At 64.9% G+C, this 20,463-nt stretch carries 20 protein-coding genes; 9 read left to right on the forward strand and 11 right to left on the reverse strand.

Annotation, left to right across the window (positions count from 1 at the left end; genetic code table 11):
* The first annotated feature begins 209 nt into the window (after positions 1–209).
* Both DNA98_RS07115 and DNA98_RS07120 read left to right on the forward strand, forming a co-directional pair.
* Entirely contained in the window at positions 210–1,979 is a 1,770-nt protein-coding gene (locus DNA98_RS07115) for a M3 family oligoendopeptidase (RefSeq protein ID WP_110528377.1), read from the forward strand.
* A 90-nt stretch (positions 1,980–2,069) separates the two neighbouring features.
* Positions 2,070–2,645 (forward strand): TetR/AcrR family transcriptional regulator, encoded by a 576-nt coding sequence (locus tag DNA98_RS07120; protein ID WP_110528380.1) that lies wholly within the window; start codon positions 2,070–2,072, stop codon positions 2,643–2,645.
* A 4-nt stretch (positions 2,646–2,649) separates the two neighbouring features.
* Here the strand turns inward: DNA98_RS07120 and DNA98_RS07125 are convergent, their stop codons facing one another.
* From DNA98_RS07125 to DNA98_RS07140, 4 genes are all read right to left on the reverse strand, one after another.
* The gene (locus tag DNA98_RS07125) at positions 2,650–3,522 is read right to left on the reverse strand and encodes a phosphohydrolase (protein ID WP_110528953.1); all 873 of its coding nucleotides are present in this window, start codon (positions 3,520–3,522) and stop codon (positions 2,650–2,652) included.
* Between the two features lie 77 nt (positions 3,523–3,599).
* A complete protein-coding gene (locus tag DNA98_RS07130) occupies positions 3,600–4,409 on the reverse strand; it encodes an enoyl-CoA hydratase/isomerase family protein (protein WP_110528383.1) in 810 nt (269 codons plus the stop codon).
* Between the two features lie 2 nt (positions 4,410–4,411).
* The gene (locus DNA98_RS07135; protein ID WP_110528386.1) at positions 4,412–5,134 is read right to left on the reverse strand and encodes a purine-nucleoside phosphorylase; all 723 of its coding nucleotides are present in this window, start codon (positions 5,132–5,134) and stop codon (positions 4,412–4,414) included.
* Positions 5,135–5,178: 44 nt separating this feature from the next.
* Positions 5,179–5,802 (reverse strand): ABC transporter ATP-binding protein, encoded by a 624-nt coding sequence (locus DNA98_RS07140; RefSeq protein WP_233493137.1) that lies wholly within the window; start codon positions 5,800–5,802, stop codon positions 5,179–5,181.
* 102 nt (positions 5,803–5,904) lie between these two features.
* Between DNA98_RS07140 and DNA98_RS07145 the strand changes: the two genes are divergently transcribed.
* The 3 genes from DNA98_RS07145 (at position 5,905) to DNA98_RS07155 (ending at position 8,089) form a co-directional block, all read left to right on the forward strand.
* Positions 5,905–6,582, forward strand: a complete 678-nt coding sequence (locus DNA98_RS07145; protein WP_110528389.1) for a Crp/Fnr family transcriptional regulator — start codon at positions 5,905–5,907, stop codon at positions 6,580–6,582.
* A 96-nt stretch (positions 6,583–6,678) separates the two neighbouring features.
* Positions 6,679–7,350, forward strand: coding sequence for a ribulose-phosphate 3-epimerase (gene rpe, locus DNA98_RS07150; protein WP_110528392.1), 672 nt, complete (start codon positions 6,679–6,681; stop codon positions 7,348–7,350).
* Positions 7,334–8,089 (forward strand): 2-phosphosulfolactate phosphatase, encoded by a 756-nt coding sequence (locus DNA98_RS07155; RefSeq protein WP_110528395.1) that lies wholly within the window; start codon positions 7,334–7,336, stop codon positions 8,087–8,089. The genes rpe and DNA98_RS07155 overlap by 17 nt, the downstream gene beginning before the upstream one ends.
* Positions 8,090–8,095: 6 nt before the next feature.
* On the opposite strand, the gene DNA98_RS07160 is transcribed toward DNA98_RS07155, so the two are convergent.
* The 7 genes from DNA98_RS07160 to DNA98_RS07190 all read right to left on the reverse strand — a co-directional run bounded on the left by DNA98_RS07160 (position 8,096) and on the right by DNA98_RS07190 (position 16,614).
* Positions 8,096–9,430: a dipeptidase gene (locus tag DNA98_RS07160; protein WP_255418282.1), complete on the reverse strand. Its 1,335-nt coding sequence runs from the start codon at positions 9,428–9,430 to the stop codon at positions 8,096–8,098.
* Between the two features lie 17 nt (positions 9,431–9,447).
* Positions 9,448–10,176, reverse strand: a complete 729-nt coding sequence (gene hspR, locus DNA98_RS07165) for a heat shock protein transcriptional repressor HspR, fused homodimer type (protein WP_110528400.1) — start codon at positions 10,174–10,176, stop codon at positions 9,448–9,450.
* An 87-nt stretch (positions 10,177–10,263) separates the two neighbouring features.
* Complete coding sequence (locus tag DNA98_RS07170) at positions 10,264–12,003, reverse strand: NAD-dependent malic enzyme (protein WP_110528403.1); 1,740 nt, start codon at positions 12,001–12,003, stop codon at positions 10,264–10,266.
* A gap of 245 nt (positions 12,004–12,248) precedes the next feature.
* The gene (locus DNA98_RS07175) at positions 12,249–13,841 is read right to left on the reverse strand and encodes an aldehyde dehydrogenase family protein (protein ID WP_110528406.1); all 1,593 of its coding nucleotides are present in this window, start codon (positions 13,839–13,841) and stop codon (positions 12,249–12,251) included.
* A gap of 36 nt (positions 13,842–13,877) precedes the next feature.
* Positions 13,878–14,372 carry a pantetheine-phosphate adenylyltransferase gene (coaD, locus tag DNA98_RS07180; protein ID WP_110528409.1) on the reverse strand — a complete coding sequence of 165 codons (495 nt, stop codon included), beginning with the start codon at positions 14,370–14,372 and terminating at the stop codon, positions 13,878–13,880.
* Positions 14,282–15,907, reverse strand: coding sequence for a recombinase family protein (locus DNA98_RS07185; protein ID WP_110528412.1), 1,626 nt, complete (start codon positions 15,905–15,907; stop codon positions 14,282–14,284). The genes coaD and DNA98_RS07185 overlap by 91 nt, the downstream gene beginning before the upstream one ends.
* Entirely contained in the window at positions 15,904–16,614 is a 711-nt protein-coding gene (locus DNA98_RS07190; RefSeq protein ID WP_110528415.1) for a helix-turn-helix domain-containing protein, read from the reverse strand. The genes DNA98_RS07185 and DNA98_RS07190 overlap by 4 nt, the downstream gene beginning before the upstream one ends.
* A gap of 61 nt (positions 16,615–16,675) precedes the next feature.
* On the opposite strand from DNA98_RS07190, the gene DNA98_RS07195 reads away from it, so the two are divergent.
* The 4 genes from DNA98_RS07195 (at position 16,676) to DNA98_RS07210 (ending at position 20,359) form a co-directional block, all read left to right on the forward strand.
* Positions 16,676–16,930: a helix-turn-helix domain-containing protein gene (locus DNA98_RS07195; RefSeq protein WP_110528418.1), complete on the forward strand. Its 255-nt coding sequence runs from the start codon at positions 16,676–16,678 to the stop codon at positions 16,928–16,930.
* 114 nt (positions 16,931–17,044) lie between these two features.
* Positions 17,045–17,464, forward strand: coding sequence for a hypothetical protein (locus DNA98_RS07200; RefSeq protein WP_110528965.1), 420 nt, complete (start codon positions 17,045–17,047; stop codon positions 17,462–17,464).
* On the forward strand, positions 17,424–18,362 hold the full coding sequence (locus DNA98_RS07205; RefSeq protein WP_110528421.1) for a toprim domain-containing protein: 939 nt from the start codon (positions 17,424–17,426) through the stop codon (positions 18,360–18,362). The genes DNA98_RS07200 and DNA98_RS07205 overlap by 41 nt, the downstream gene beginning before the upstream one ends.
* A gap of 44 nt (positions 18,363–18,406) precedes the next feature.
* The gene (locus tag DNA98_RS07210; RefSeq protein ID WP_233493139.1) at positions 18,407–20,359 is read left to right on the forward strand and encodes a hypothetical protein; all 1,953 of its coding nucleotides are present in this window, start codon (positions 18,407–18,409) and stop codon (positions 20,357–20,359) included.
* The last annotated feature ends 104 nt before the right edge of the window (positions 20,360–20,463 follow it).

The raw sequence follows: 20,463 nt of genomic DNA on the forward strand, positions 1-20,463 counted from the left end.
GACCGCGTAAGCACGGGCCAGCTCCACCAGGCTCCTTTCCCCTTTGACCGCCTCCAGGGCGGCCTGGAACTTGACCTGGGGTGCTACTGCCTTGGGCTTCTTCATCTGGACCTCCTGATCTCTGCAGGATACATCAAAAGTATCGTCTAGGTTAAGGGGGTCATATCCTTGCCCCCAGCCTTCTCAAGATCAGCCGGTATACTCGCACTATGGAACAGACCCTAGACCTCACCTGGGACCTAAGCGACCTCTACGCCTCGCCCACCGACCCTAAACTCATTCACGACCTCGAGGCCGCCAAAACCGAGGCCGGGGCCTTCCAAGCGCGCTATGCCGGGAAGATGGCTGGGCTCTCCCCCGCTGAACTCGAGGCGGCCCTGCGAAGATATGAAGCCATCCTCGAGCGGGCCTACCGGCCTTTGATCTTCGCCAACCTGGCCTTCGCCACCGACACCCAGAACGACCTCATCAAGAAGGTGCAAGACCAAGCCCGCCAGGCTCTTACCGAGGTGAACAACACCCTGCTTTTCGCCGAGATCGAGCTAAAGGCTATGCCCGAGGAGGAGTTTGCCAAATTCCTCCAAGCCCCTGAGCTGGCCGAACTTCGCCACTGGCTCGCCCGGCTGCGGGCCTATGCGCCTCACACCCTTTCGGAAAAGGAGGAGCGGGTCTTCAACCTCAAGAACCTCACCGGAAGGAGCGCTTGGAGCCAGTTCTACACCGAGTACACCAGCCGCTTCCGCTTCCGGGTGCAAGTGGACGGGGAGGAAAAAGAACTCAACGACCCCCAGACCCGCTCCCTGCTCCGCCACCCTGACCCCGCCGTGCGCCGCAATGCTCATGCCGCTTTGTACGGCAAGTACGCCGAGGAAGCCCCCACCCTGACCTATATCTTCAACACCGTGTTCCAAGACCGCCTGACCGACCTCGAGCTACGCGGCTACCCCCACCCGCTGGGCCAGACCGCCCTCGACGACGAGCTTACCCCCGAGGAGATCGAGCGGCTCTTGGCCGCCACCGAGGCCCATTACCCCTTGGTGGAGCGCTACCACCGCCTCAAAGCCCGGCGGCTGGGTCTCGAGCGCCTGCCCAGCGCGGACCGGCTGGCTCCTTGGGGCCAGGAGCCTAAGGTGAGCTACCTAGAAGCCAAAGAGATGACGCTCGAGGCCCTGGGCCGCTTCAGCCCAACGCTGAGGCAGATCGCCCAGGAGTTTTTCGACCAGCGCTGGATCGACGTGCTGCCCAAAAAGGGCAAGCGGGGCGGGGCGTTCTGCTCGGGTGGGCTGCCCAGCACCCATCCCTACCTGTTGCTGAACCACACCGACGACCTCGACTCGGCCCACACCCTGGCCCACGAGATGGGGCACGGCCTGCACTATATGCTGATGCGCCAGCAGCGCCTGCTGAACTTCGGCGCCACCACCCCCTTGGCCGAGACCGCCAGCGTCTTCGCCGAAATCCTGCTGGATGACTTGATCCTCGAGCGCCTGAACAGCGAAGAAGAGCGCGCAGCGCTATTGGCTAACCGCCTCGAGGACGCGGTCAACACCGCCTTCCGCCAGGTGATGTACACCCGTTGGGAGCTCGAGGCCCAGCAAGCCCGTAAGGATGGGATCCAACCCGCCGAACTCTACAACCGGCTCTGGCGCCAAGAGAACCAAAAGCTCTACGGGCAAAGCATGGAGTTTACCGAGCTGGACTGGGTAGCCTGGAGCGGTATCCCCCACTTCGTGCATTACCGGTTCTACTGCTATAGCTACGCCTATGGCTACTTGCTGGTGCTGGCGCTGTACAACCGCTACCGGGAAGAGGGGCAGGCCTTTGTACCTAAGTACCTCGAGATCCTGGCCGCGGGCGAGTCCGATACCCCACAGGGCATTTTGGCCAAGGCCGGGATCAACCCCGCCGACCCCGGATTTTGGGAGGGCTCTTTCCGGGTGATCGAGGGTTGGCTATCGGAACTCGAGGCGCTGGCCTAAACCCGTCCCTACTGTCGGAGCGCCAGGCCTGGCCCCGACACGACCTCGGGGGTGCCGGACATGCATCGCCAGGTGTAACGTTTGTTACATATGAGCCGGAGCAAGCAACCCCAAACCCGGCAAGCCCTGCTCGAGCAAGCTACCCAGTACGTGCTCGAGCATGGACTGCAAAACCTCTCCCTGCGCCCTTTGGCCCAGGCTTTGGGCACCAGCGCGCGAATGCTGATCTACCACTTCGGCTCGCGGGAACACCTGATCAGCCAGGTGCTGACCCTGGCGGTATCCCGCCAACAGGCCGCCATGCAAACCCTGGCCACAAAGCAGCGCTTTGCAAGTCTGGGGGAATTGCTGGGCGCCTTCTGGGAGCGCTTGAGCGCCCCCCAATCCCGGGCTTTTTTGCGCCTGTTGTTTGAGGTAGACGTGTTGGGATTCTCGGGGCATCCAGTGTACGCGGGTTTCTCCAGGGCCGCCCTCGAGGGCTGGGTAGGGTTGATCGAAAGCCTGCTCGGGCAAATCCTGGGGCAAGGTGACCACCGGAGCCTGGCCACCCATATCGTCGCGAGCTTCAATGGGCTGATCCTTGACCTGCTGGCGACCAAGGATGAAGCCCGGGTAAATCGAGCTTTCCAGGCTTTTGTGCAAACGCTCACGTCGCCCGGCAGGTGAGCGCTCAGTCCAGGACGAAGCGGTCTTCGGTGTCGTGCAACCGCACCCGCTTGATGATGCGTTGGTCGCTATCCGAGCCCTCGAGGGTCATCGCCACCACGCTCACCAGGTGGCGAATTGGGCTGCGTATAACCTTTTTGGTGAGGGTTTCCTCGACCTGGAAAATTCCGGCGGAGTTGTTCATGTACACCTGGATCTCCACCGGGGTGCGCTCCCCCTTGAGGATGTGCACCTCATCCACGGCCAAAGCGCTGATGGAATGGATGTCCACCGAGCCCAGCGCGAAAGCCTTGCGCCCACGCCCCTTGGTGATGTCGGTGCCGTCAGCTACTGCGGTGATGCCGCCCTCTACGGTGAGGGGCTCGGGAGAGAGGTCGTGGCAGTTGATGCTGTGCAAGATAAACGCGCGCAGCTTGACCCGCTGTTCGGGATCAGGGTAGATCTGCTCCAAGATGCGGTCCACGATGGGAGTGGCCAGCATCACGCTGAACCCCTCATGGGCTACCCGGTGCACCTGGTTGCCGATATCGTGGAGCATGGTCGAGAGGAGAACCACCAAGAAGGTGTCCTCAAGGTTCCCCGCCCCGCTCTCCACCACGTCGAGCTTGGCCCCCGACCCCGCGATGAGGGAGAGGATCGCCACGCTAGCCGCCCCGGTGAGCATGGCGTGGACCCGCCCGTGATCGTTATAGCCCAGCTTGCGCATGGTGATGTAGTTGGCCATGTCCCAGTGGGCTTTGGCCTCGGGATCGTTGTAGAGGATCTCGTAAGCCCGCAGGGCCCGGGGGTAGTTCCTGAGCGCTTCGCGAATGGATTGGTCGGCCTCGAGGTAGAGCTTAGACTTGGGGCTCGAGACCAAAACGACGCGTTCTTGCACGTTGAGGTTAGCTTCTGACACACCCCATGCTACGCCATCTCTACCCTGGATGGGCGTCCTGGCTCACGCATCAACCTTTACTCGCCCTTGAAATTCGCCGCCCGCTTCTCCAGAAAAGCCCGGGTCCCCTCTTTCATGTCCTGGGTCTGGCAGGCCAGGCCGAAGAGATCGGCTTCGATCTCGAGGGCCTCCGCCAGGTCGAGGTGCTCTCCCCGCGCCACCGCTTCCTTGGCCAAAGCCAAAGCCACCGGGCCGTTTTTTAGGATCTGCCGGGCCAACTCCTGGGCCGCCTGCAGGGCGTCTTCAGCCACCCGGTTGACCAGGCCCAGCTGCAAAGCTTCCTCGGCAGGGACGTGCCGACCAGTGAAGATCAGGTCGAGCGCCCGCCCTCGCCCGACGAGGCGCGGCAGGCGCTGGGTCCCGCCGAAGCCGGGGATGATCCCTAACCCCACTTCGGGCAGACCCAGCTTGGCTTTTTGGCTGGCTACCCGAAGGTCGCAAGCCAACGCCAGCTCGAGCCCCCCTCCCAGGGCAAAGCCGTTGACCGCCGCGATGGTGGGTACCGGCAACACCGCGATCTCGTTGAATACCGCCTGGCCCAGCAGGGCGAACTCGCGCGCGGCGAACACATCCGCGATCCCTGCAATCTGGTTGATGTCGGCCCCGGCCACAAAGGCCCGCCCCTCGCCGGTGAAGATGGCCACTCTGGCCTCGGGATCTTCGGCGATGACCTCGCTCACCTGGGCCAGCTCCAGCAGCACATCCTGATTCAGGGCGTTCAAGGCGTCGGGGCGGCGGATGGTGACGGTGGCGATCCCGCCCTCCACCGCGTAAGAGAGGTATCGGAACTCGGGGATCTCGAGCGTGAAAGCGTCTTCCTGGTTCATCGTCAACCTCCTTGGTTTGCCATCTGCACACAGGCCTCGAGGGCCACCCGGGTCATCCGGTCAACCCCCTCTTGGATCAACTCGGGGGCTACAAACTGGGTATCCCCCACCTTATTCACCACCGCCAGTACCGCCCCGGCTTTCATCTTCCGCATCTTGGCGATGAGAAAGAGGGCCGAGGACTCCATCTCCGCCGCCAGAGCGCCGAAGGGGGCCATGGCCTGGCCGTGGTGCTCCAGCGGGGAGTAGAAAGCGTCCTCGGTGACGATCATCCCGACGTGGTGGGGATAGCCAAGGCGGCGGGCGGCCCCTACCAGCTGCTCGAGCACCCCGTAGTCCGGAATGGGCGCGTAGGGCCTGCCGCCCAAGTACTGCCGTGTGGTCCCGTCGAAGGGGACTGCGGCTTGGGCCACCACCAACTCAGGGGCTTTGAGGTCGTCGCTAAAGACCCCGCAGGTGCCGACCCGTACTAACACCTTGGCCCCTAGCTGGGCTAGCTCCTCTACCACAATGGCCGTGGAGGGGCAGCCCATTCCGGTAGTCTGCACCGAGACCGCTAAGCCCTGGTAGGTGCCGGTGAAGCCCAGCAGGCTACGGTAGGTAGTGTAGGGTTTGGGGTCCTCGAGGAAATGCTCGGCGATCCACTGGGCCCGGCCTGGATCGCCCGGCAAGAGCACGTAAGGGGCCACCTCCCCTGGCTTTGCGCGCACGTGTAAAGGCGTCATACGCAAGACAGGATACAGGGTGCAAGGGGTAAGAAGCGAATGGCTCAGCCCAACCGCAGCTCGGGCAACCCCTGTACCAGGTGTTCGTCGTGGGTGGCGAGCAGCACCGCAGTGCCCAAGTCGCGGGCCAGCTCGAGCATCAAAGCCAGCACCCGCTCGGCATTCCGGCGGTCCAGGCTGCCGGTGGGTTCGTCGGCCAGCAGCAGCTTGGGTCGCAGGTAGAGCGCCCGCGCCACCGCCACCCGCTGCCGCTCCCCGCCGGAGAGCGCTTGAGGGCGCAATCGGGCACGGTCTGCCAAGCCGATCCGCTCCAGCAGCTCGAGCCCCCAGGCTGGGTCTACCCGGCCCGCCAGATAGCCGGGAACCAGCACGTTCTCGAGGGCGGTTAGCTCGGACATCAGGTAGTGGTGCTGAAATACTAGGCCCAAGTAACCCAGCCGCAACCGCGCCAGGGCCTCTTCACCCAAACCCCCCAGGTTGGTTGCTCCCCACCACACCTCGCCCTCCTGCAGGGCCAACAGCCCGGCCACCAGGTGAATCAGGGTGGTCTTGCCACTCCCCGATGGCCCCAGGATGACCCGTACCTCCCCCGGGGAAAGCTCGAGGTTGAAGTCCTTGAATAGTTCGACCTCAGGGTACCGATAGGCCAGGCGAACGGTCCGCAACACCACCCCCAAAGCATACCAACCCCCGTGATCCCCCTCGCCAGCCCAACTATGCCCCTTTTCGTATCTTGCGCTGATCCGGCGGAGGCGCTTAGAGTGGGGACGATGCTGCGCGACACCACCCTGCTGGCCCAGACTCCTCTTTTCCGGGGAGTCCCGCCTCAGGCGCTCGAGATCGCCCAGGAAGCCTTCATCGCCCGCTTCTATCCGGCGGGGGCCACGGTCTTCAAAGCGGGCGATCTGGGATCCGCGCTCTATGTGGTACAACAGGGCCGGGTGCGCATCTTCCGCACCTATCTCGACGACCGCGAGCGGGTCTTTGCCTTCTTGGGCCCCGGCGAGGTCTTCGGGGAGATGAGCCTCCTGGACGACGAGCCCCGCAGCGCGAGCGCAGAAGTGGTCACCGACTCGGTACTCTTGGTGCTCTACCGCGAGGCTTACCAAAGCCTGATCCGCCGCTATCCACAGGTGGCCCACAACATCGCCGGAATCCTGGCCAAAAGGTTGCGCGAGGCCGACCTCGAGCTGGAAGTCCTCTCCTTTGAGGAAGCCCGGGGCCGGGTAGCTTATGCCTTGCTCAAGCTTTACCGGCAGGGGTTTGGCGAGAACGGCCGGATGAAGCTCACCCACCTCGAGCTAGCCCAGCTTTCCGGCACCAGCCGTGAGACCGTGACCCGAGTACTCCACGCCCTCAAAAACGAAGGGTTGTTACGGGTCACCGGGGGGTACGTGGAGATCGTGGACACCACTACCCTAGAAGAAGTCTTGTACGGTCTTCGGTAAAATCTATTGACCTATGGGACAACATCACCGCCTGGCCAGCGCCGTGAACCGAGATGGCCCGTTGGTACGCTGCTCGATTCCCCAAAGGGGGAACCGATGAGCCGACCGACCGTATGGATCGCCCCCTCGGTGCTGGCCGCCGACTTCACCCGCTTGGGCGAGCAGGTTCGAGAAGCCCAGGAAGGTGGGGCCGATTTGATCCACGTGGACGTGATGGACGGGCGCTTCGTGCCCAACATCAGCATGGGGATCGTGGTGGTGGAGGCCATCCGGCGGGTCGCGCGGGTTCCTTTGGATGTCCACCTGATGATCGTGGAACCCGAGAAGTACCTGGCCGATTTCGTACAGGCCGGAGCCACCTACCTCACCTTTCACGCCGAGGCCACCCCTCATGCCCATCGGGCCGTGCAGCGCATCCGCGAGCTGGGGGCTAAACCGGGACTGGCGCTCAATCCGGCCACTCCTTTATCCTTTTTGGAACCCCTGCTTCCCGACCTCGATCTAGCCCTTTTGATGACGGTCAATCCCGGGTTTGGTGGACAGAAATTTATCCCAAGCTCCACGCAACGTTTGCGCGAGTTACGGACGCTGCGCGACCGGCTCAACCCGGCCTGCTTGATCGAGGTGGATGGGGGGATCACCCCCCAAACCGTGGCCCAAGTATCGGGAGCCGACATCCTGGTGGCGGGCTCGAGCGTGTTTAATGCCCGCTCGAGCATCCGGGAAAATATCAACACCCTGAGGAAGAACTATGCGCTTACGGGTTGACCTGATTCCCCGCGAAGAGCTGGCCTTTGCCGACGTGGTGCTGGTGGTGGACGTGATCCGGGCCACCACCACCGCCGCGGCGTTCCTGGAGGCCGGGGCCAGCGCCCTCTACCTGACCCCCTCGATCGAATCCGCCCGGGCCTTCAAGGACGAGGACGTGGTCCTCGGGGGGGAGGTGGGGGGGCTCAAACCCCAGGGCTTCGACCTGGGCAATAGCCCCCGGGAGGCGCTCGAGGCCCCCGTGGGGGCGCGCACGGTGGTGATGAGCACCACCAACGGCACCAAGGCCGCCCACCTGGCCGCCCGCTCGGCCAAGCACGTGCTGCTGGCCTCGCTGTACAACGCCCACGCCGCCGCCCGGCTGGCCCACGAACTCGCCACCGAGGAGGTGGCGGTGTTGTGTGCGGGCAAGGAGGGCCGGGTAGGCCTCGACGATACCTACACCGCCGGGGTGCTGGCGGAGTTTTTGCAGCTGATGGGCCAGTACGACCTCGACGACGGGGCGCTGGTGGCCCTCTCCACCCGCCGCACCTACCCCGACCCGCTCGAGCCCCTCTCCCTCTCGGCGGCGGCCCAGGCGCTCAGGCAGGTAGGCCTCGAGGACGACGTACCCTTCTGCGCCCAGGTGGCCAAATCCCCCGCCGTGCCCCTGCTAGAGGGCCGCAGCGGGGAGGCCTTGATCTTCCGGCGGGGAAGCTCGCAGCGCTCGAGCCAGGTAGGGATCCCGGTGGTGTCGTAGCGGGCTTCAGCGGGAGGCCAACAGCCGCAAGAAGTTGCGGCTGGCCTCGATGCCCTTCTCGTAGTTGATCAGGTCGAACTTCTCGTTGGGCGAGTGCAGGTTGTCGTCATTGAGGCCCATCCCCAGGAGCACTACCGGGATAGCTAGAGTCTCCTGGAAGCTCGCCACGATGGGGATGCTCCCGCCGGAACGGGTAAAGACCGGCTTGCGGCCCCAAGCGGCCTCGAGCGCCTGTGCGGCTTTGCGCATATAAGGCGAGTCCAAATCGGTCAGCACCGGCTTTCCGCTACCATGGGAGAGGATCTCCATCCGGTAGCCTGCGGGCTTGATTTGCTGGAGGTAAGCGGTAACGGCTTTTTGGATCGCTTCAGGATCCTGATCGGGGACCAAGCGCATGGAGAACTTGAACCCCGCCTTGGCAGGGATCACCGTTTTGGAACCCTCTCCCTGATACCCGCCCCAGATGCCGTTGACGTCCAGGGTGGGGCGAACCCAGGTGCGCTCCAACGCCCCCCAACCGGGCTCACCCGGCAGGGCCTCAGCGCCAATGGAGGAGGCGAACGCCGCTGCGTCAAAGTTCAGGCTGGCCAGGTTGGCGCGTTCCTCCTCGGTAAGCCCACGCACCGCATCGTAAAAACCGGGGACCAGAATCCGCCCGTCTTCGCCCTTGAGCTTGGCGATCATCCAAGCCGCCGCGTGGATGGGGTTGGGAGCAGCCCCGCCGTACACGCCGGAGTGCAGGTCGCGGTTGGCCCCTTCCAGCCGAACTTCCATGTACACCAACCCGCGCAGCCCGTACTCCAGGCTCGGCACCCCAGGGGCGTACATCGCCCCGTCGGAGATGAGCAGCACATCGGCCCCTAGGCGCAGGGCATTGGCGCGCACAAAGGGCTCGAGGTTGGCGCTGGAGATCTCCTCCTCCCCCTCAATCACGAACTTGACGTTGACCCTAAGGTCAGCCCCTAGATCCTCGACCGCGGCGATGTGGGCGTAGATCTGGCCCTTGTCGTCGGAGGCCCCCCGGGCGTAGAGCTTGCCCTCTCGAAGGGTGGGCTCGAAAGGCGGGGTGTGCCACAGCTCGAGCGGGTCCGGCGGCTGCACGTCGTAGTGGCCGTAGATGAGCACGGTGGGGGCCTGGGGGTCCACAATTCTCTCGGCGTAGACGATGGGGTGACCGGGAGTGGCGATCACTTCGGCCTGGAACCCCAGCGCGGAGAGCTTAGCCTCCAGCCAGCGAGCCGCCTGGGCGACGTCTTCCTTATGGTCGGGACTAGCCGAAACCGAAGGGATGCGCAAGAACTCGATGAGGGCGTCTAAATGCTTGTTCACGCTACGGATTATATGGGCGGAGCGGCTTTTTAAGCACTCTCCGAGCTGGGCTCGGATTTCTGCCGCTCGCTGAGCTCGCGCAGCAAGGCCAGCCGCAGCCGAGTCACCTCGCTCTCGAGCCGGGCTTGTTGCGCATCGAGCTCATCCCGCAGCTTGATGATCTCCTCCACCCCGGCCAGGTTCACCCCCAGCTCCTGGGTCAGCCGGCGGATCTCGCGCAGCTTTTCTACGTCCCGCTCGGAGTATAGGCGGGTCTTCCCCGAAGAGCGTTTGGGAGACACCAACCCTTTGCGCTCATACAACCGTAAAGTCTGTGGGTGCATATCTACCAGCTCCGCAGCCACCGAGATCACGTAGACCGGGCGGTCTTTGGCAGCGGACTGCTTCTTGGCTGGGGGTTCGAGCTCGCGCGGGGCGGGCAGGGCTGGGGGAGACTTGAGGGCCTCGAGCTTCTCTCCCAGTTCGGCCTTGAGGCGCAATACCTCTTCGCGGAAGCGGGTTTCGAGGGCGTATAACTCATCCCGCAGCTTGATGATCTCCTCCACCCCGGCCAGGTTCACCCCCAGCTCCTGGGTCAGCCGGCGGATCTCGCGCAGCTTTTCTACGTCCCGCTCGGAGTATAGGCGGGTCTTCCCCGAAGAGCGTTTAGGCCGGATCAACCCTTTTCGCTCATACAAGCGCAGGGTCTGCGGATGCATATCTACCAGCTCCGCAGCCACCGAGATGATGTACACCGGACGGTCCTTCTCCCCTGCCATATCAAGGTGAGTATACAAAATCTTATACAGCAATGATCAATCAAGCTGCACAAATATCAGGCGAATCCTCTGTGGCTCGTGGGGGGTTCATCCTTCCTTTCTCCGGTCCGCCCAGCGAAAGGGTAAATAGTGCGGCTCCCACATCCGGCTGGCCACAAAAGCCCCTACTTGGGCGGCGTTCATGTTCTGGACTCGAGGCTCGCGGCACAACCCCTCCTCCAGGGCTTTAGCCAGCACTCGGCTGGCCACTTCGCGGCTCACCTCGCGCAATTGCTTGACCGGCGGGTAGACCCGCCCCGGGGTCTCGCGGGCGGTATAGTCGGCCAGGGCATAGGCGGCTTCCAACACCATCCCATCCGAAACCTCGCTGACCTGCCCCAGCACCGCCGCGAAGCCCAACCCGGGGAAGATAAAGGCGTTGTTGCCCTGGCCCACCGGGTACTGGTTTCCGTTGTAGTCCACCGGAGGAAAGGGGCTACCCGCGGCCACGATAGCCTGACCCTCGGTCCAGTGAATAAGGTCGTCGGGAAGGGCCTCGGAAGCGGAGGTGGGGTTGGAGAGGGGGAAGATGATGGGCCTGGGGGTATTGTTCTGTACAGCCCGTACCACCGGTTCAGTGAAGCAGCCGCCTTGCCCTGAGAGGCCCAGCAACGCGGTGGCGCGAGCGTTTTGAATGGTCTCGAGCAGGGTTGGAATCTGCCCGGCGAAGCTCCAACCGGTCAGGGCCTCGAGCGGCTGAGCATACGGCTGCTTGTAGGCCTCCATGCCGCGCCCCTCCACCAAAAGCCCTCGCGAATCCAGCACGAAAAGCCGCCTTTTAGCCTCCTCCTCGGACAGGCCTTCGCGCTTGAGCCCTTCCAAGATGGCCCAGGCCACCCCGATGCCTCCCGCTCCGGCCCCGTGAATGACGATGCGCTGCTCCGAGAGCCGCTCGCCCTTCAAGCGGCAGGCGGAGAGCAACCCGGCCAGCGCCACCGCTCCGGTTCCTTGGATATCGTCGTTGAAGGAAGGGATCACCTTACGGTAGCGCTCGAGCACGGCGAAGGCGGTATCCTTGGCGAAATCCTCCCACTGGATGACCACCTTGGGATAACGCTCCTTGACCGCTTCGACAAACCTATCCATGAAGGCGTAGTAGGGCTCGCCGCTAAGGCGCTTGTGCCGCATCCCCAAGTAGAGGGGATCGGAGAGCAAATCGGCCCGGTCGGTGCCTACGTCAAGCTCCACCGGCAAGGTTTTATCGGGTCCCACCCCGCCCGCCGCGGTGTAGATCGAGAGTTTGCCGATGGGAATAGCCATCCCGCCAAAACCCTGATCACCGATGCCCAAAATCGCCGAAGAATCCGTCGCTACGATGAGCCGTACATCGTTTAGAGGCACGTTTGCCAGCGCCTCCCGGATCCCCTCGATGTTCGCGGTGCTGGCGGTGAAGCCCCGCGGGTAGCGATAGATATGGGAAAACTGCCGCACTGCCTCACCCACGGTGGGGGTGTAGAGGATGGGCAGCATCTCCTCGAGGTGCTCCTCTAACAGCGCATAAAACAGGACCTCGTTGCGGTCTTGCAGGTTGCGCAGGTAGATATGCTTTTCCATCTCCGAGCCCAACAGGCGGTACTGCCGGTAGGTCTGGTCCAGCTGCTCTTTGATGGTGTTGACGTGCGGCGGCAGGAGCCCCTCAAGCCCCAGCTGGCGGCGCTCCTCCAGGGTGTAGGCAGTTCCCTTGTTGAGCAGCGGGAAGCGGGTCAGAAGAAATCCTTGAACGTAGACCTCGAGGTAACGGTTGCCCCCTTCGTCGCGCTTGACGTCGTAATACCGGCTGACGCTCATACGCATTATCCTAACGCTTTGCACGGGTTTGCCCAGCCCAAACCTGCGGCGGCCAACGTGGATAGCCCGCCCCCCTGGCCTGAAAGGCCCGGGAGGCGCGGTGCTCGAACGCCGTGACCGATCGGGAAGCGGTGGAGTAAAGGCGCTTGGAGCCTAGGCTGGACACCCCGCAGCCGGACAAGCGGTGGAACCCCCGCCGAAGGTGGCGGCTGAAACGCCCGGTAAGGCCCCGATGGTGTATTCGGTCACATGCCCAGGGTCTTGGCCCAGTCGGTGGGTTCCTTGGCCTGGGCGTACTCGGTATCCATTTGGGCAAGTTGGAGCTTGCCGGAATATTCTTCGTTTACCGCCTGCCAGTAGGTGTACTCCTCGATCACCCAGATGCCCGACTCGCGCGCCCCGTTGCCGCTCGCGCGAATACCCCCAAAAGGCAGGTGCGCCTCGGCCCCTACGGTGGAGTTGTTGATCGAGGTCATCCCGGCCTTGATGCCGTTCTTGAACAGGTAAGCCCAGCCGCGGTGATTGGTGTAGATACTGGAGGAAAGCCCATATGGGTGGGCGTTCGCCGCTTCGATAGCCCCCTCGATCCCGTCTACTTTGACCAGGTTGACAGTGGGGCCAAAGACCTCGGTCTCGAAGATCTTCATGCCGGGGGCAGCCTCCCAGACCGTGGGCCAGCCGAAGTGGCCAGCATCCGGGTCGCCTTTGAAGTGCGGATAAGGGTTCTTCGCGGTGATGCGCCCCTTACCGAAAAGGAGCTTGGCCCTGTCCTGGGAAGCCCATTCGTAGTGCCTAGCCCACCCCGCGTAGAAACGCTCATTCATGAAGGGGCCATAGGTGATCGGCTCGGTCAGCAAGGGGTTGCCGATGGCGGTAGCCTCGGTTCGCTCGAGGAAGCGCCGCTTGAACTCCTCATAGATGGGCGCGTCCACCAGGATGTTCCCCGCGCTGGTACAGCGCTGCCCGCCGGTGGCGAAAGCGCTCCACCAAGCCCCCTCGAGCGCCAGCTCGATATCAGCATCGCGCATCACCACCAACGGGTTCTTGCCCCCTAGCTCGAGGGTGGGGCGGATCAGGTTGCGCCCGGCGATCTCCCCGATACGGCGACCCACCGCGCTCGAGCCGGTGAAGGCGAATTTGTTGAATAGCCCCTCATCCATTAGCTCAACCAACCACTCCCCGGTAGAACCGCCTCCCCCGCCGAAGACCACGTTGAGCACTCCAGGCGGTAGCCCAGCCTCCTCGAAGAGCCGGGCGAAAACGATGGAGAGCGTAGGGGAGTCGTCGGAGGGCTTCCACACCACGGTGTTCCCGGCGAGCACCGCGGGGATGATCTTCCAAGAGGGGACCGCGATGGGGAAGTTCCCGGCGGTGATCATCCCTACCACCCCCAGGGGGCGGCGGAAGGTGAAAAGCTCCTTGCCCGCCATCTCGCTGGGCACGGTCTGGCCATAGAGGCGACGGCCCTCCGAGGCGAAGAACACCGCGGTGTCAATGGCCTCCTGCACATCCCCGCGGGCCTCCTTGAGGGTCTTGCCGACCTCGCGCACCAACAGCCGCGCGAGCGTCTCCTTTTCACGGGTCAAGGCGGTGGCGAAGTTCAAGAGGGTCACGCCCCGCACCGGGGCCGGGGTGCGTGACCAGCGCTCGAAGGCCTCCCGGGCGATTCGGGCCGCCCGTCGCAGGAGGTCTTTGCTGGCTTCGGGAAAGCGGGCCACCACGTCGGCGTGGTCTGAGGGGTTACGGCGCTCGAGGGCCTTACCCTCCCACACCTCTTCCCCGCCGATCCAGTGGCCGAACTCGAGGGTATGGCCGTACTTAGCAGGAGATGTCCTCATGCTCTCATTATCCCGCGAGGGGGATTCGGCGCAAGACTAGGGCCTAGGCTGTACCCGAGCCCTGAGGGCTTCCAAGGTGGCTTGCGGGACCAGCTTTCCCACATCCCCCCCGTAGCGAGCGATCTCCTTGACCATGGTGCTCGAAACGAAGGACCAACGCGTCGCCGCCATGATGAACAGGGTTTCGGCGTGGGGAGGAAACTGCCGGTTGAGGTGGGCCATTTGGAGTTCGTATTCGTAGTCGGAAACCGCCCGCAAGCCCTTGACGATGACCCTCGAGCCCACCTTCTTCATGTAGTCCACCAACAAGCCGTGAAAGGTGTCCACTTCAACGTTAGCCAGCTTGGCCTGAGCAGCTGCCTCGCGAATGATTCTCACGCGCTCCTCCGGGGTGAAGAGCCACTGGTCACGTTTGCTGGGATTCTCGAGCACCGCCACCGTTACCCGGTCAAAAAGTTTGCTCGAGCGCACGATGACATCAAAGTGGCCGTTGTGCAGTGGGTCAAAGCTGCCGGGGTAAACCACGTGCATATGTGTCTAGTCTCGAGGGTTAGGGCACAAAGCGCAAGTATGCCCGTGTGAGGTGCAATCTGCCCGAACCGGTAACGTACCTCTACTTCAATCTCTCCCTTTCCTGGACGCACCGTCACCCCCTCCACCAGCTCCCGCACCACGGCCTGCTTCTCTTCCGGGGTGAGGCGCTCTATATTCTCGCGCAGGCGAGAAGCCAGGTCTTCCAGGGTGGCAAGCGCCTCCTGCCGCTGCCGCTCGGCGACGACCTTCCGCCGAGCCTCCTCGAGCGCCTGCTGTATCTCCTGGGTACGCCGCTCCATTTCCTGTATGCGGCTGTAGTATTCCTCCTTGCCCACCCCTCCTTCCAGAAACAGATCGAGCAGCCGGGTTCTGGCTTCGAGGAGGGCTTGTAGCCGCTTTTGCAGCAGATCGGCCTCGCTTTGCGCACGGCTGTCCTGCTCGAGAAATCCTTCCAGGGCCTTCCCGGGATTGGCCAGAAAAGTTCGCACATCGTCCCAGACCTTCTCCTCCAGGTCTTTTCGGCGCACATGGGGAGCGGTGCAGCGCATGGAGGGGATGGGGGAAGCCTGACGGTTGATCCGCCCCACGCAGGCGTAGTAGTCGCCCGAACCGACATAGGCACGTCCGCACCCTCCGCAACGGATGAGCCCTTTGAGCAGGTAGGCGTTTCGGGCGTTGCGGGTGGCGAAGAGGGCGTTGCGGGCTAGCTGCTGCTGCGCCGCATCGAAGAGGGCCGTCTCCACAATGGGCGGCACCGCCACCCTCACCAGCTCGGGCTGGGCCTTGCGCGTGCGTTTACCATAGGTGTACTCGCCGATGTAGGTTCGGTTCTTGAGGATGCGCAGCACCCCGCCTCCGCGCCAAACCCCGGCGGTGCGCTTGCCGCGCACCCCGCGACCGTCTCGGCGGTACTTGGGAGGGATGCCCAGGCGGTTGAGCTCCTGAGCTACCCGCTCGGTGCTCCAGCCCCGCTCGACCACCCAGGTGAACATCTGCTGCACCACCGCCGCCTCCTCGGGCAAAGGAGCCAGGCGACCGTCTTCGATGGTGTAGCCATAGGGCACTATGCCACCGAGGTACTTTCCCATCCGGGCGGCCTTGTGCATGCCCAGACGGCTTCGTTCGGCGAAGGTGTCCCGCTCCCACTCGGCGAAGACCGCCATGATCCCCAGCACCGCCTTGCCGATGGGGGTGGTGGTGTTGATGTTTGGCTCGGAGTAGCTCATAAGGCCCACCCCGGCCTCCTCCAGGCGCTCGATGAGGTCGTAGGCCAGGCGCACCTTGCGGGCTAGGCGGTCGAGCCGGTAGACCAGCACCACCGCAAAACGCCCCTCCTGTGCATCCGCGAGCAGACGGGTCAGGGCGGGCCGATCCTCCTGGGCTCCCGAGTAGCCGGGGTCGGTGTAGGTCTCCACCACCTCGTACCCCAAGGCTTCGGCCCAGCGCCCGAGGACCTCGCGCTGGGCCTCGAGGGAGTAGCGCTCGACCTGCTCCTCGGTGGAGACGCGGGTGTATAAGGCGCAGCGCTTCATACCTGGCGGAGCTCCCCGTGGACGATGCCCACCGCGATAGGGTACATGACGGCCTTTTTACCCGGCACTTGCAGGGAGCCATCCGGCAGCAGCCAGTACACCATCCCCACTCCACCCACAGGCCGCACCAGCCGGGGCTCCGGGGGCAGGCGGTACAGCAGCGGACGGCGGGTTTCCTCAATGAAGCCGAGCAGGGCGACACCCCGTTCCCGGGCGGGTTTGCGTTCCACCATCAGCGCCGAGCCCTCGGCGAGGGAGAGGTCCTCCAAGCGCAGCGCGTCCCTTTCCAGCGTGGCCAGGAAGAAGCCTGCGTAGCTGGGCCGGGTGGGGAGGAGGCGGGTGTCGAGATGGGCGTGCGTGGGCGCTTCCTCCCCCACACAGGCCGGGACCAGCGCCGGGTAGTAGGGCAGCGCGGTGAGGCCGGGGGTGGAAGGGAAATCCCCGGTGGAGCCCTCCCCCATCAGGAAGTCCATGGAAGGTAGGTGTAGCGCGCGCAGCAACGCCTGCAACCGGCCCACGCTCACGTCCCGGATGTCGTGGGCCCCTCGCTCGAGCTTGGCGATGAGGGAGGGAGACACCCCTGCGGCCAGGGCCAGCGCCTCGCGGGAGAGGCCCAGCTTCTCCCGCCGGGCCATCAGCAGCCGTGCCCAGTGAGGGCTGCTGCTCTCTGAGCGAAGGGAGGCTGTACGGAAGCTCTTCTTGGGCATGGGAATATTGTATTGCATGTAATATATTGCCACTTATAAGGGAACATATTACAATTAGTGTATGGAGTGCCCGAACATCATTCGCCAGTTGAGGAAACAGGCGGGTCTGAGCCAGGAGGCACTGGCGGTGGAAGCAGGGATCACCGTTTCGCTACTGACGAAATACGAGCGGGGGGAGGTGCGGCGGCCTTCGCTCTTGTGCAGCCGCAAGCTGGCGAAGGTGCTGGCCTCGCGGCTGGGCGTGAGCGAGGAAAGGCTGCTGTTGCAGATTGCGGAGGGATTCGAGTGCCGTCCAAGCCACGACGCATCCGCCTAGTGCGCCACTACAGCCAAGCTGAAGACTTCTCATCTTTTATCCGGCGAGCCCTGGAAATCGTACTAAATTCGAGAGATAACCAGGGTGCGCTCTGCGCACCCGGAGGTGAAGCGCATGGAGGAACGGGATTACTATCTGATGACACCACACCAGAAATCCATCGTGCTCTCCCTACCCATAGGGACCACCGAGAGGTTGCTGCACTCCGCCCAGGAGATGCTGGCGCTGCTCCCGAACACGAAACCCTATCCAGAGATCGTTTTTGAACTCCAGGGGGCAGGGGCGCTGCTGCATCCGCTGTCGCTGCTGTGCGACCGGCTCCAGGACCTGCTGGCGATGACCGGCAGAACCCGCTTCGCCTCGCGGGTCACCGGCATGGAGACAGCCGGACTGCGGCTGGTGGTGAGGGGTAGGGGGCTGGCCTGGCTCGAGGTCCAGGTCTGGCGGGGGGAGAGTCTGGAGGTGCTCTCCTACGAACTGGAGGAAGAAGCCGATGACGAAGGACACCTTGACGCGCTCCATCGAGACGGTTGACCTCCCCGCGCTGGTGGCCGAGATCTGGCCGGAATCGGGGGCCAGGCCGGGGCGGGCGGGGCTCTGCCGGGCGGTGTGGCGGGGGGATGCGCACCCCTCGCTCTCGCTCTTCAGGGTGCGGGGAATGTGGTTCTGGAAAGATCACGCCACCGGGGAGAGCGGCAACGCCTTCCATCTGCTGCTCCGGGCGGGGATGGGCAAGGAGCAGGCGGCGGAGATGATCAAGGCCCGGGCTGAGCAGCCCGTACCCGCACCACTTCACGGGCCACGCCCGGGCGCAGAACGACGCACACCCAGGGGCCTCACCCTCGAGGAGCGGCGGGCCCTCGAGCAGGCTCAGGCCCACCTCGACGAGGAGGCCATCCGGGGACGGGGCCTCACCCTCGAGCAGGCCCGGCGGGTGGGGCTGGGCAAGAGCCGTCAGGGGGACCTGGTGATCCCCGTTCTGGGGCCTGACGGTCAGGTTCAGGCCATCAAGGCGAGGCTGGCCCGGGCGCGGGAGTTTCGCTACCGTTACCTCACCCCGGGCCGGGGAGCCCCGGCCTGGTTCTCCCCCGGCTTCAGGAAGCACCCCGAGCGGCCCGTCCTGGTGATGGAGGGAGAGCTCAACGCCATCGCTAGCTGGTTCGCCCTGGCCGGGGAGGTGGACGTGGTGGGCCTTCCAGGGGTGGAGGGCGCTGTGCCCTGGAGCCACCTCACGGGTCGGCGGGTCTACCTCTACGCCGACGGGGACGAGGGGGGCAGGTCGGCCCTGGAGCGCTGGAGGGGCGAGGCGGCCCACGTGAGGGTTGCTGCGTTTGTCCTCGAGCCGCTGCCGGAAGGCCTGGACGCCTGTGAGTACGCCGCCCGGTGGGGCCAGGCCGCCCTGGGCGAGCGGCTCCGGCGGACGATCCCCTGAAAGAAAACACCCCACCCCGCCAGGTGGGATGCAAAGGAGGTTTTGTGGTTGAGAGTATACCATCCTTGGATCAGAAGCTGGTAAGCCGGGAGACGCTTCCTTCGCCGCGAAGCGGGGAGGAAGTCCTTCCCGGCTATCCCCGTTACCGCGTCCAGGGTGGGCGCATCGAGGAGGCCCGGACGGGGAAAGAGGGCGAGGTGTCCTACGTCCCCCTGGCCAACTTCGCCTGCCGCATCCGCCGCGAGGTGCGCCGTACCGACGGGGTGCAGGCCGAGCTCTTGTTCGAGCTCGAGGGCCACACCCCGGCAGGCCCTCTACCGCAGGTGCGGGTGCGGGCGGCCGAGTTTGCCGCCATGCACTGGCCGGTGCGGGAGTGGGGGGCCCGGGCGATTGTCACGCCGGGGATGGGGGTGCGAGATCGGCTCAGGGCGGCCATCCAGCACCTCAGCGATCCCGAGCGGGCCACGGTCTACGCCCACACCGGCTGGATCGAGCGGGACGGGGAGTGGGTCTACCTGCACGCGGGCGGGGGGATTGGCCCGAGGGGGAGCGTGGGGGGGTTGGAGGTGGACCTGCCCCCCGAGCTGGCGGGGTTTGCCCTGCCCCACCCGCCCACCGGGGAGGAGGAGCGGGAGGCGGGGCGGCGGCTGCTCGGGTTTTTGGAGGTGGCCCCCCGACGGGTGACCTGGCCCCTCCTGCTCTACGCGATGGGAGCCCCCATCAACCACCCGATGGGGAGCCTCTACCTCTCGGGGCTCACCGGTGCACGCAAAACCTCCCTCGCCCTGTTGCTGCAAGCCCTGTGGGGCCACACCGCACCCCACCCGCCGGTGAACTGGGAGGCCACCGCCAACGCCCTTGAGGCGCTGGCCTTCACCGCTAAAGACGCGCTTTTGCTCGTGGATGACTACGCCCCCACCGGGCACGAGGGCAAGCAGAAGGAGCTACAGGCCAGGGCCGCGCGGCTGTTGCGCAACCAGGGCAACGCCAGTGGGCGGGCCCGGATGCGCCCGGACGGAGGCCTCCAGCCCGACCGGGCTCCCCGGGGTAGCCTCATCATCACCGGCGAGGACCTGCCTCCCGGCCACAGCGTGCGGGCGCGGTGCCTGATCCTCGAGCTCGAGCGGGGGGAGGTGGATTTACAAGCACTCTCCCGGCTGCAAGGCGAGATGGAGGGGCTTTCCGCAGGGCTGGCGGCCTGGGTGTGCTGGCTGGCCGGGCGGCTCGAGGGGGTGCGGCAGGGGGTGCGCTTGCGCAGCGCCGAGCTCCGGGAGCGCTACCCCGGCCCCCACGGGCGCACCACCGACGCCCTGGCCCGGCTATACGCGGTGTGGGAGGCTTTGCGGACGTACTGGCTCGAGGCGGGGGTGCTGGATGAGGCGGAGGCGGTGGGCCTCAGCCTGGAGGTGGAGGCGGCCTTGCGGGCGGTGGGGGAAGCCCAGGGGGGCTACCAGCGGGACACCGATCCGGTGGAGCGGTTCCTGCCGCTGCTCATGGCGGCCCTCTCTTCAGGGCGGGCTCATCTGGGCAACCGCCACAACGCGGCAGAGCCTCCGACCGAGCCCGAGCGCTGGGGCTGGCAGGCCAGGGCCGACGGGTGGGTTCCCCAGGGGGCGCGGGTGGGGTGGGTGGACGAGCAGGGGGTTTACCTCGAGCCCGCCGCTGCCTACGCTGCGCTGAACCGGCTGGCCGCCGAGATCGGGGAACCCCTGCCCACCCCTCGCACCCTGTGGAAGCGCCTGGGGGAGCGCGGGCTGATCCGCTCGCAGGAACGGGGTGGGCGGGTGCGCTACGGGGTGGCGGTGCGGATCGGGGGGGTGCCCCGGGACGTGATACAGATCTCAGGGGGTATCCTCGCCAAAACTCCCAACAGTCCCTACGAGGGAGAAAGCGCCGTCCAGCACGAGGGAAAAGGCGTAGGGAGAAAATCGGCTGTAGGGAGTTCGGTTTCTCCCTACGCCCCGGAGGAAGGAGGCGGGTGGGGCGTTGAGCTGTAATTGGGGGGGTATATCGCCAAAACTCCCAACAGTCCCTACAGGCGGCATATTTGCGTGCTGGACGAAGAAAAAGCGTAGGGAGAAGGGGGAGCGGGGAGAGCAAT

Source organism: Meiothermus sp. Pnk-1, from assembly GCF_003226535.1.
Taxonomy (GTDB): Bacteria; Deinococcota; Deinococci; order Deinococcales; family Thermaceae; genus Allomeiothermus.

Bases quoted from the DNA above. Each gene is read 5' to 3' on its own strand.
- hspR (WP_110528400.1), bottom strand. From the start codon at position 10,176: ATGGCAGGGGAGAAGGACCGTCCGGTGTACATCATCTCGGTGGCTGCG.
- DNA98_RS07130 (WP_110528383.1), bottom strand. From the start codon at position 4,409: ATGAACCAGGAAGACGCTTTCACGCTCGAGATCCCCGAGTTCCGATAC.
- DNA98_RS07145 (WP_110528389.1), top strand. From the start codon at position 5,905: ATGCTGCGCGACACCACCCTGCTGGCCCAGACTCCTCTTTTCCGGGGA.
- DNA98_RS07205 (WP_110528421.1), top strand. From the start codon at position 17,424: ATGACGAAGGACACCTTGACGCGCTCCATCGAGACGGTTGACCTCCCC.
- coaD (WP_110528409.1), bottom strand. From the start codon at position 14,372: ATGCACGTGGTTTACCCCGGCAGCTTTGACCCACTGCACAACGGCCAC.
- rpe (WP_110528392.1), top strand. From the start codon at position 6,679: ATGAGCCGACCGACCGTATGGATCGCCCCCTCGGTGCTGGCCGCCGAC.
- DNA98_RS07190 (WP_110528415.1), bottom strand. From the start codon at position 16,614: ATGCCCAAGAAGAGCTTCCGTACAGCCTCCCTTCGCTCAGAGAGCAGC.
- DNA98_RS07155 (WP_110528395.1), top strand. From the start codon at position 7,334: ATGCGCTTACGGGTTGACCTGATTCCCCGCGAAGAGCTGGCCTTTGCC.
- DNA98_RS07115 (WP_110528377.1), top strand. From the start codon at position 210: ATGGAACAGACCCTAGACCTCACCTGGGACCTAAGCGACCTCTACGCC.
- DNA98_RS07135 (WP_110528386.1), bottom strand. From the start codon at position 5,134: ATGACGCCTTTACACGTGCGCGCAAAGCCAGGGGAGGTGGCCCCTTAC.
- DNA98_RS07175 (WP_110528406.1), bottom strand. From the start codon at position 13,841: ATGAGGACATCTCCTGCTAAGTACGGCCATACCCTCGAGTTCGGCCAC.
- DNA98_RS07195 (WP_110528418.1), top strand. From the start codon at position 16,676: ATGGAGTGCCCGAACATCATTCGCCAGTTGAGGAAACAGGCGGGTCTG.
- DNA98_RS07200 (WP_110528965.1), top strand. From the start codon at position 17,045: ATGGAGGAACGGGATTACTATCTGATGACACCACACCAGAAATCCATC.
- DNA98_RS07120 (WP_110528380.1), top strand. From the start codon at position 2,070: ATGAGCCGGAGCAAGCAACCCCAAACCCGGCAAGCCCTGCTCGAGCAA.
- DNA98_RS07170 (WP_110528403.1), bottom strand. From the start codon at position 12,003: ATGAGCGTCAGCCGGTATTACGACGTCAAGCGCGACGAAGGGGGCAAC.
- DNA98_RS07185 (WP_110528412.1), bottom strand. From the start codon at position 15,907: ATGAAGCGCTGCGCCTTATACACCCGCGTCTCCACCGAGGAGCAGGTC.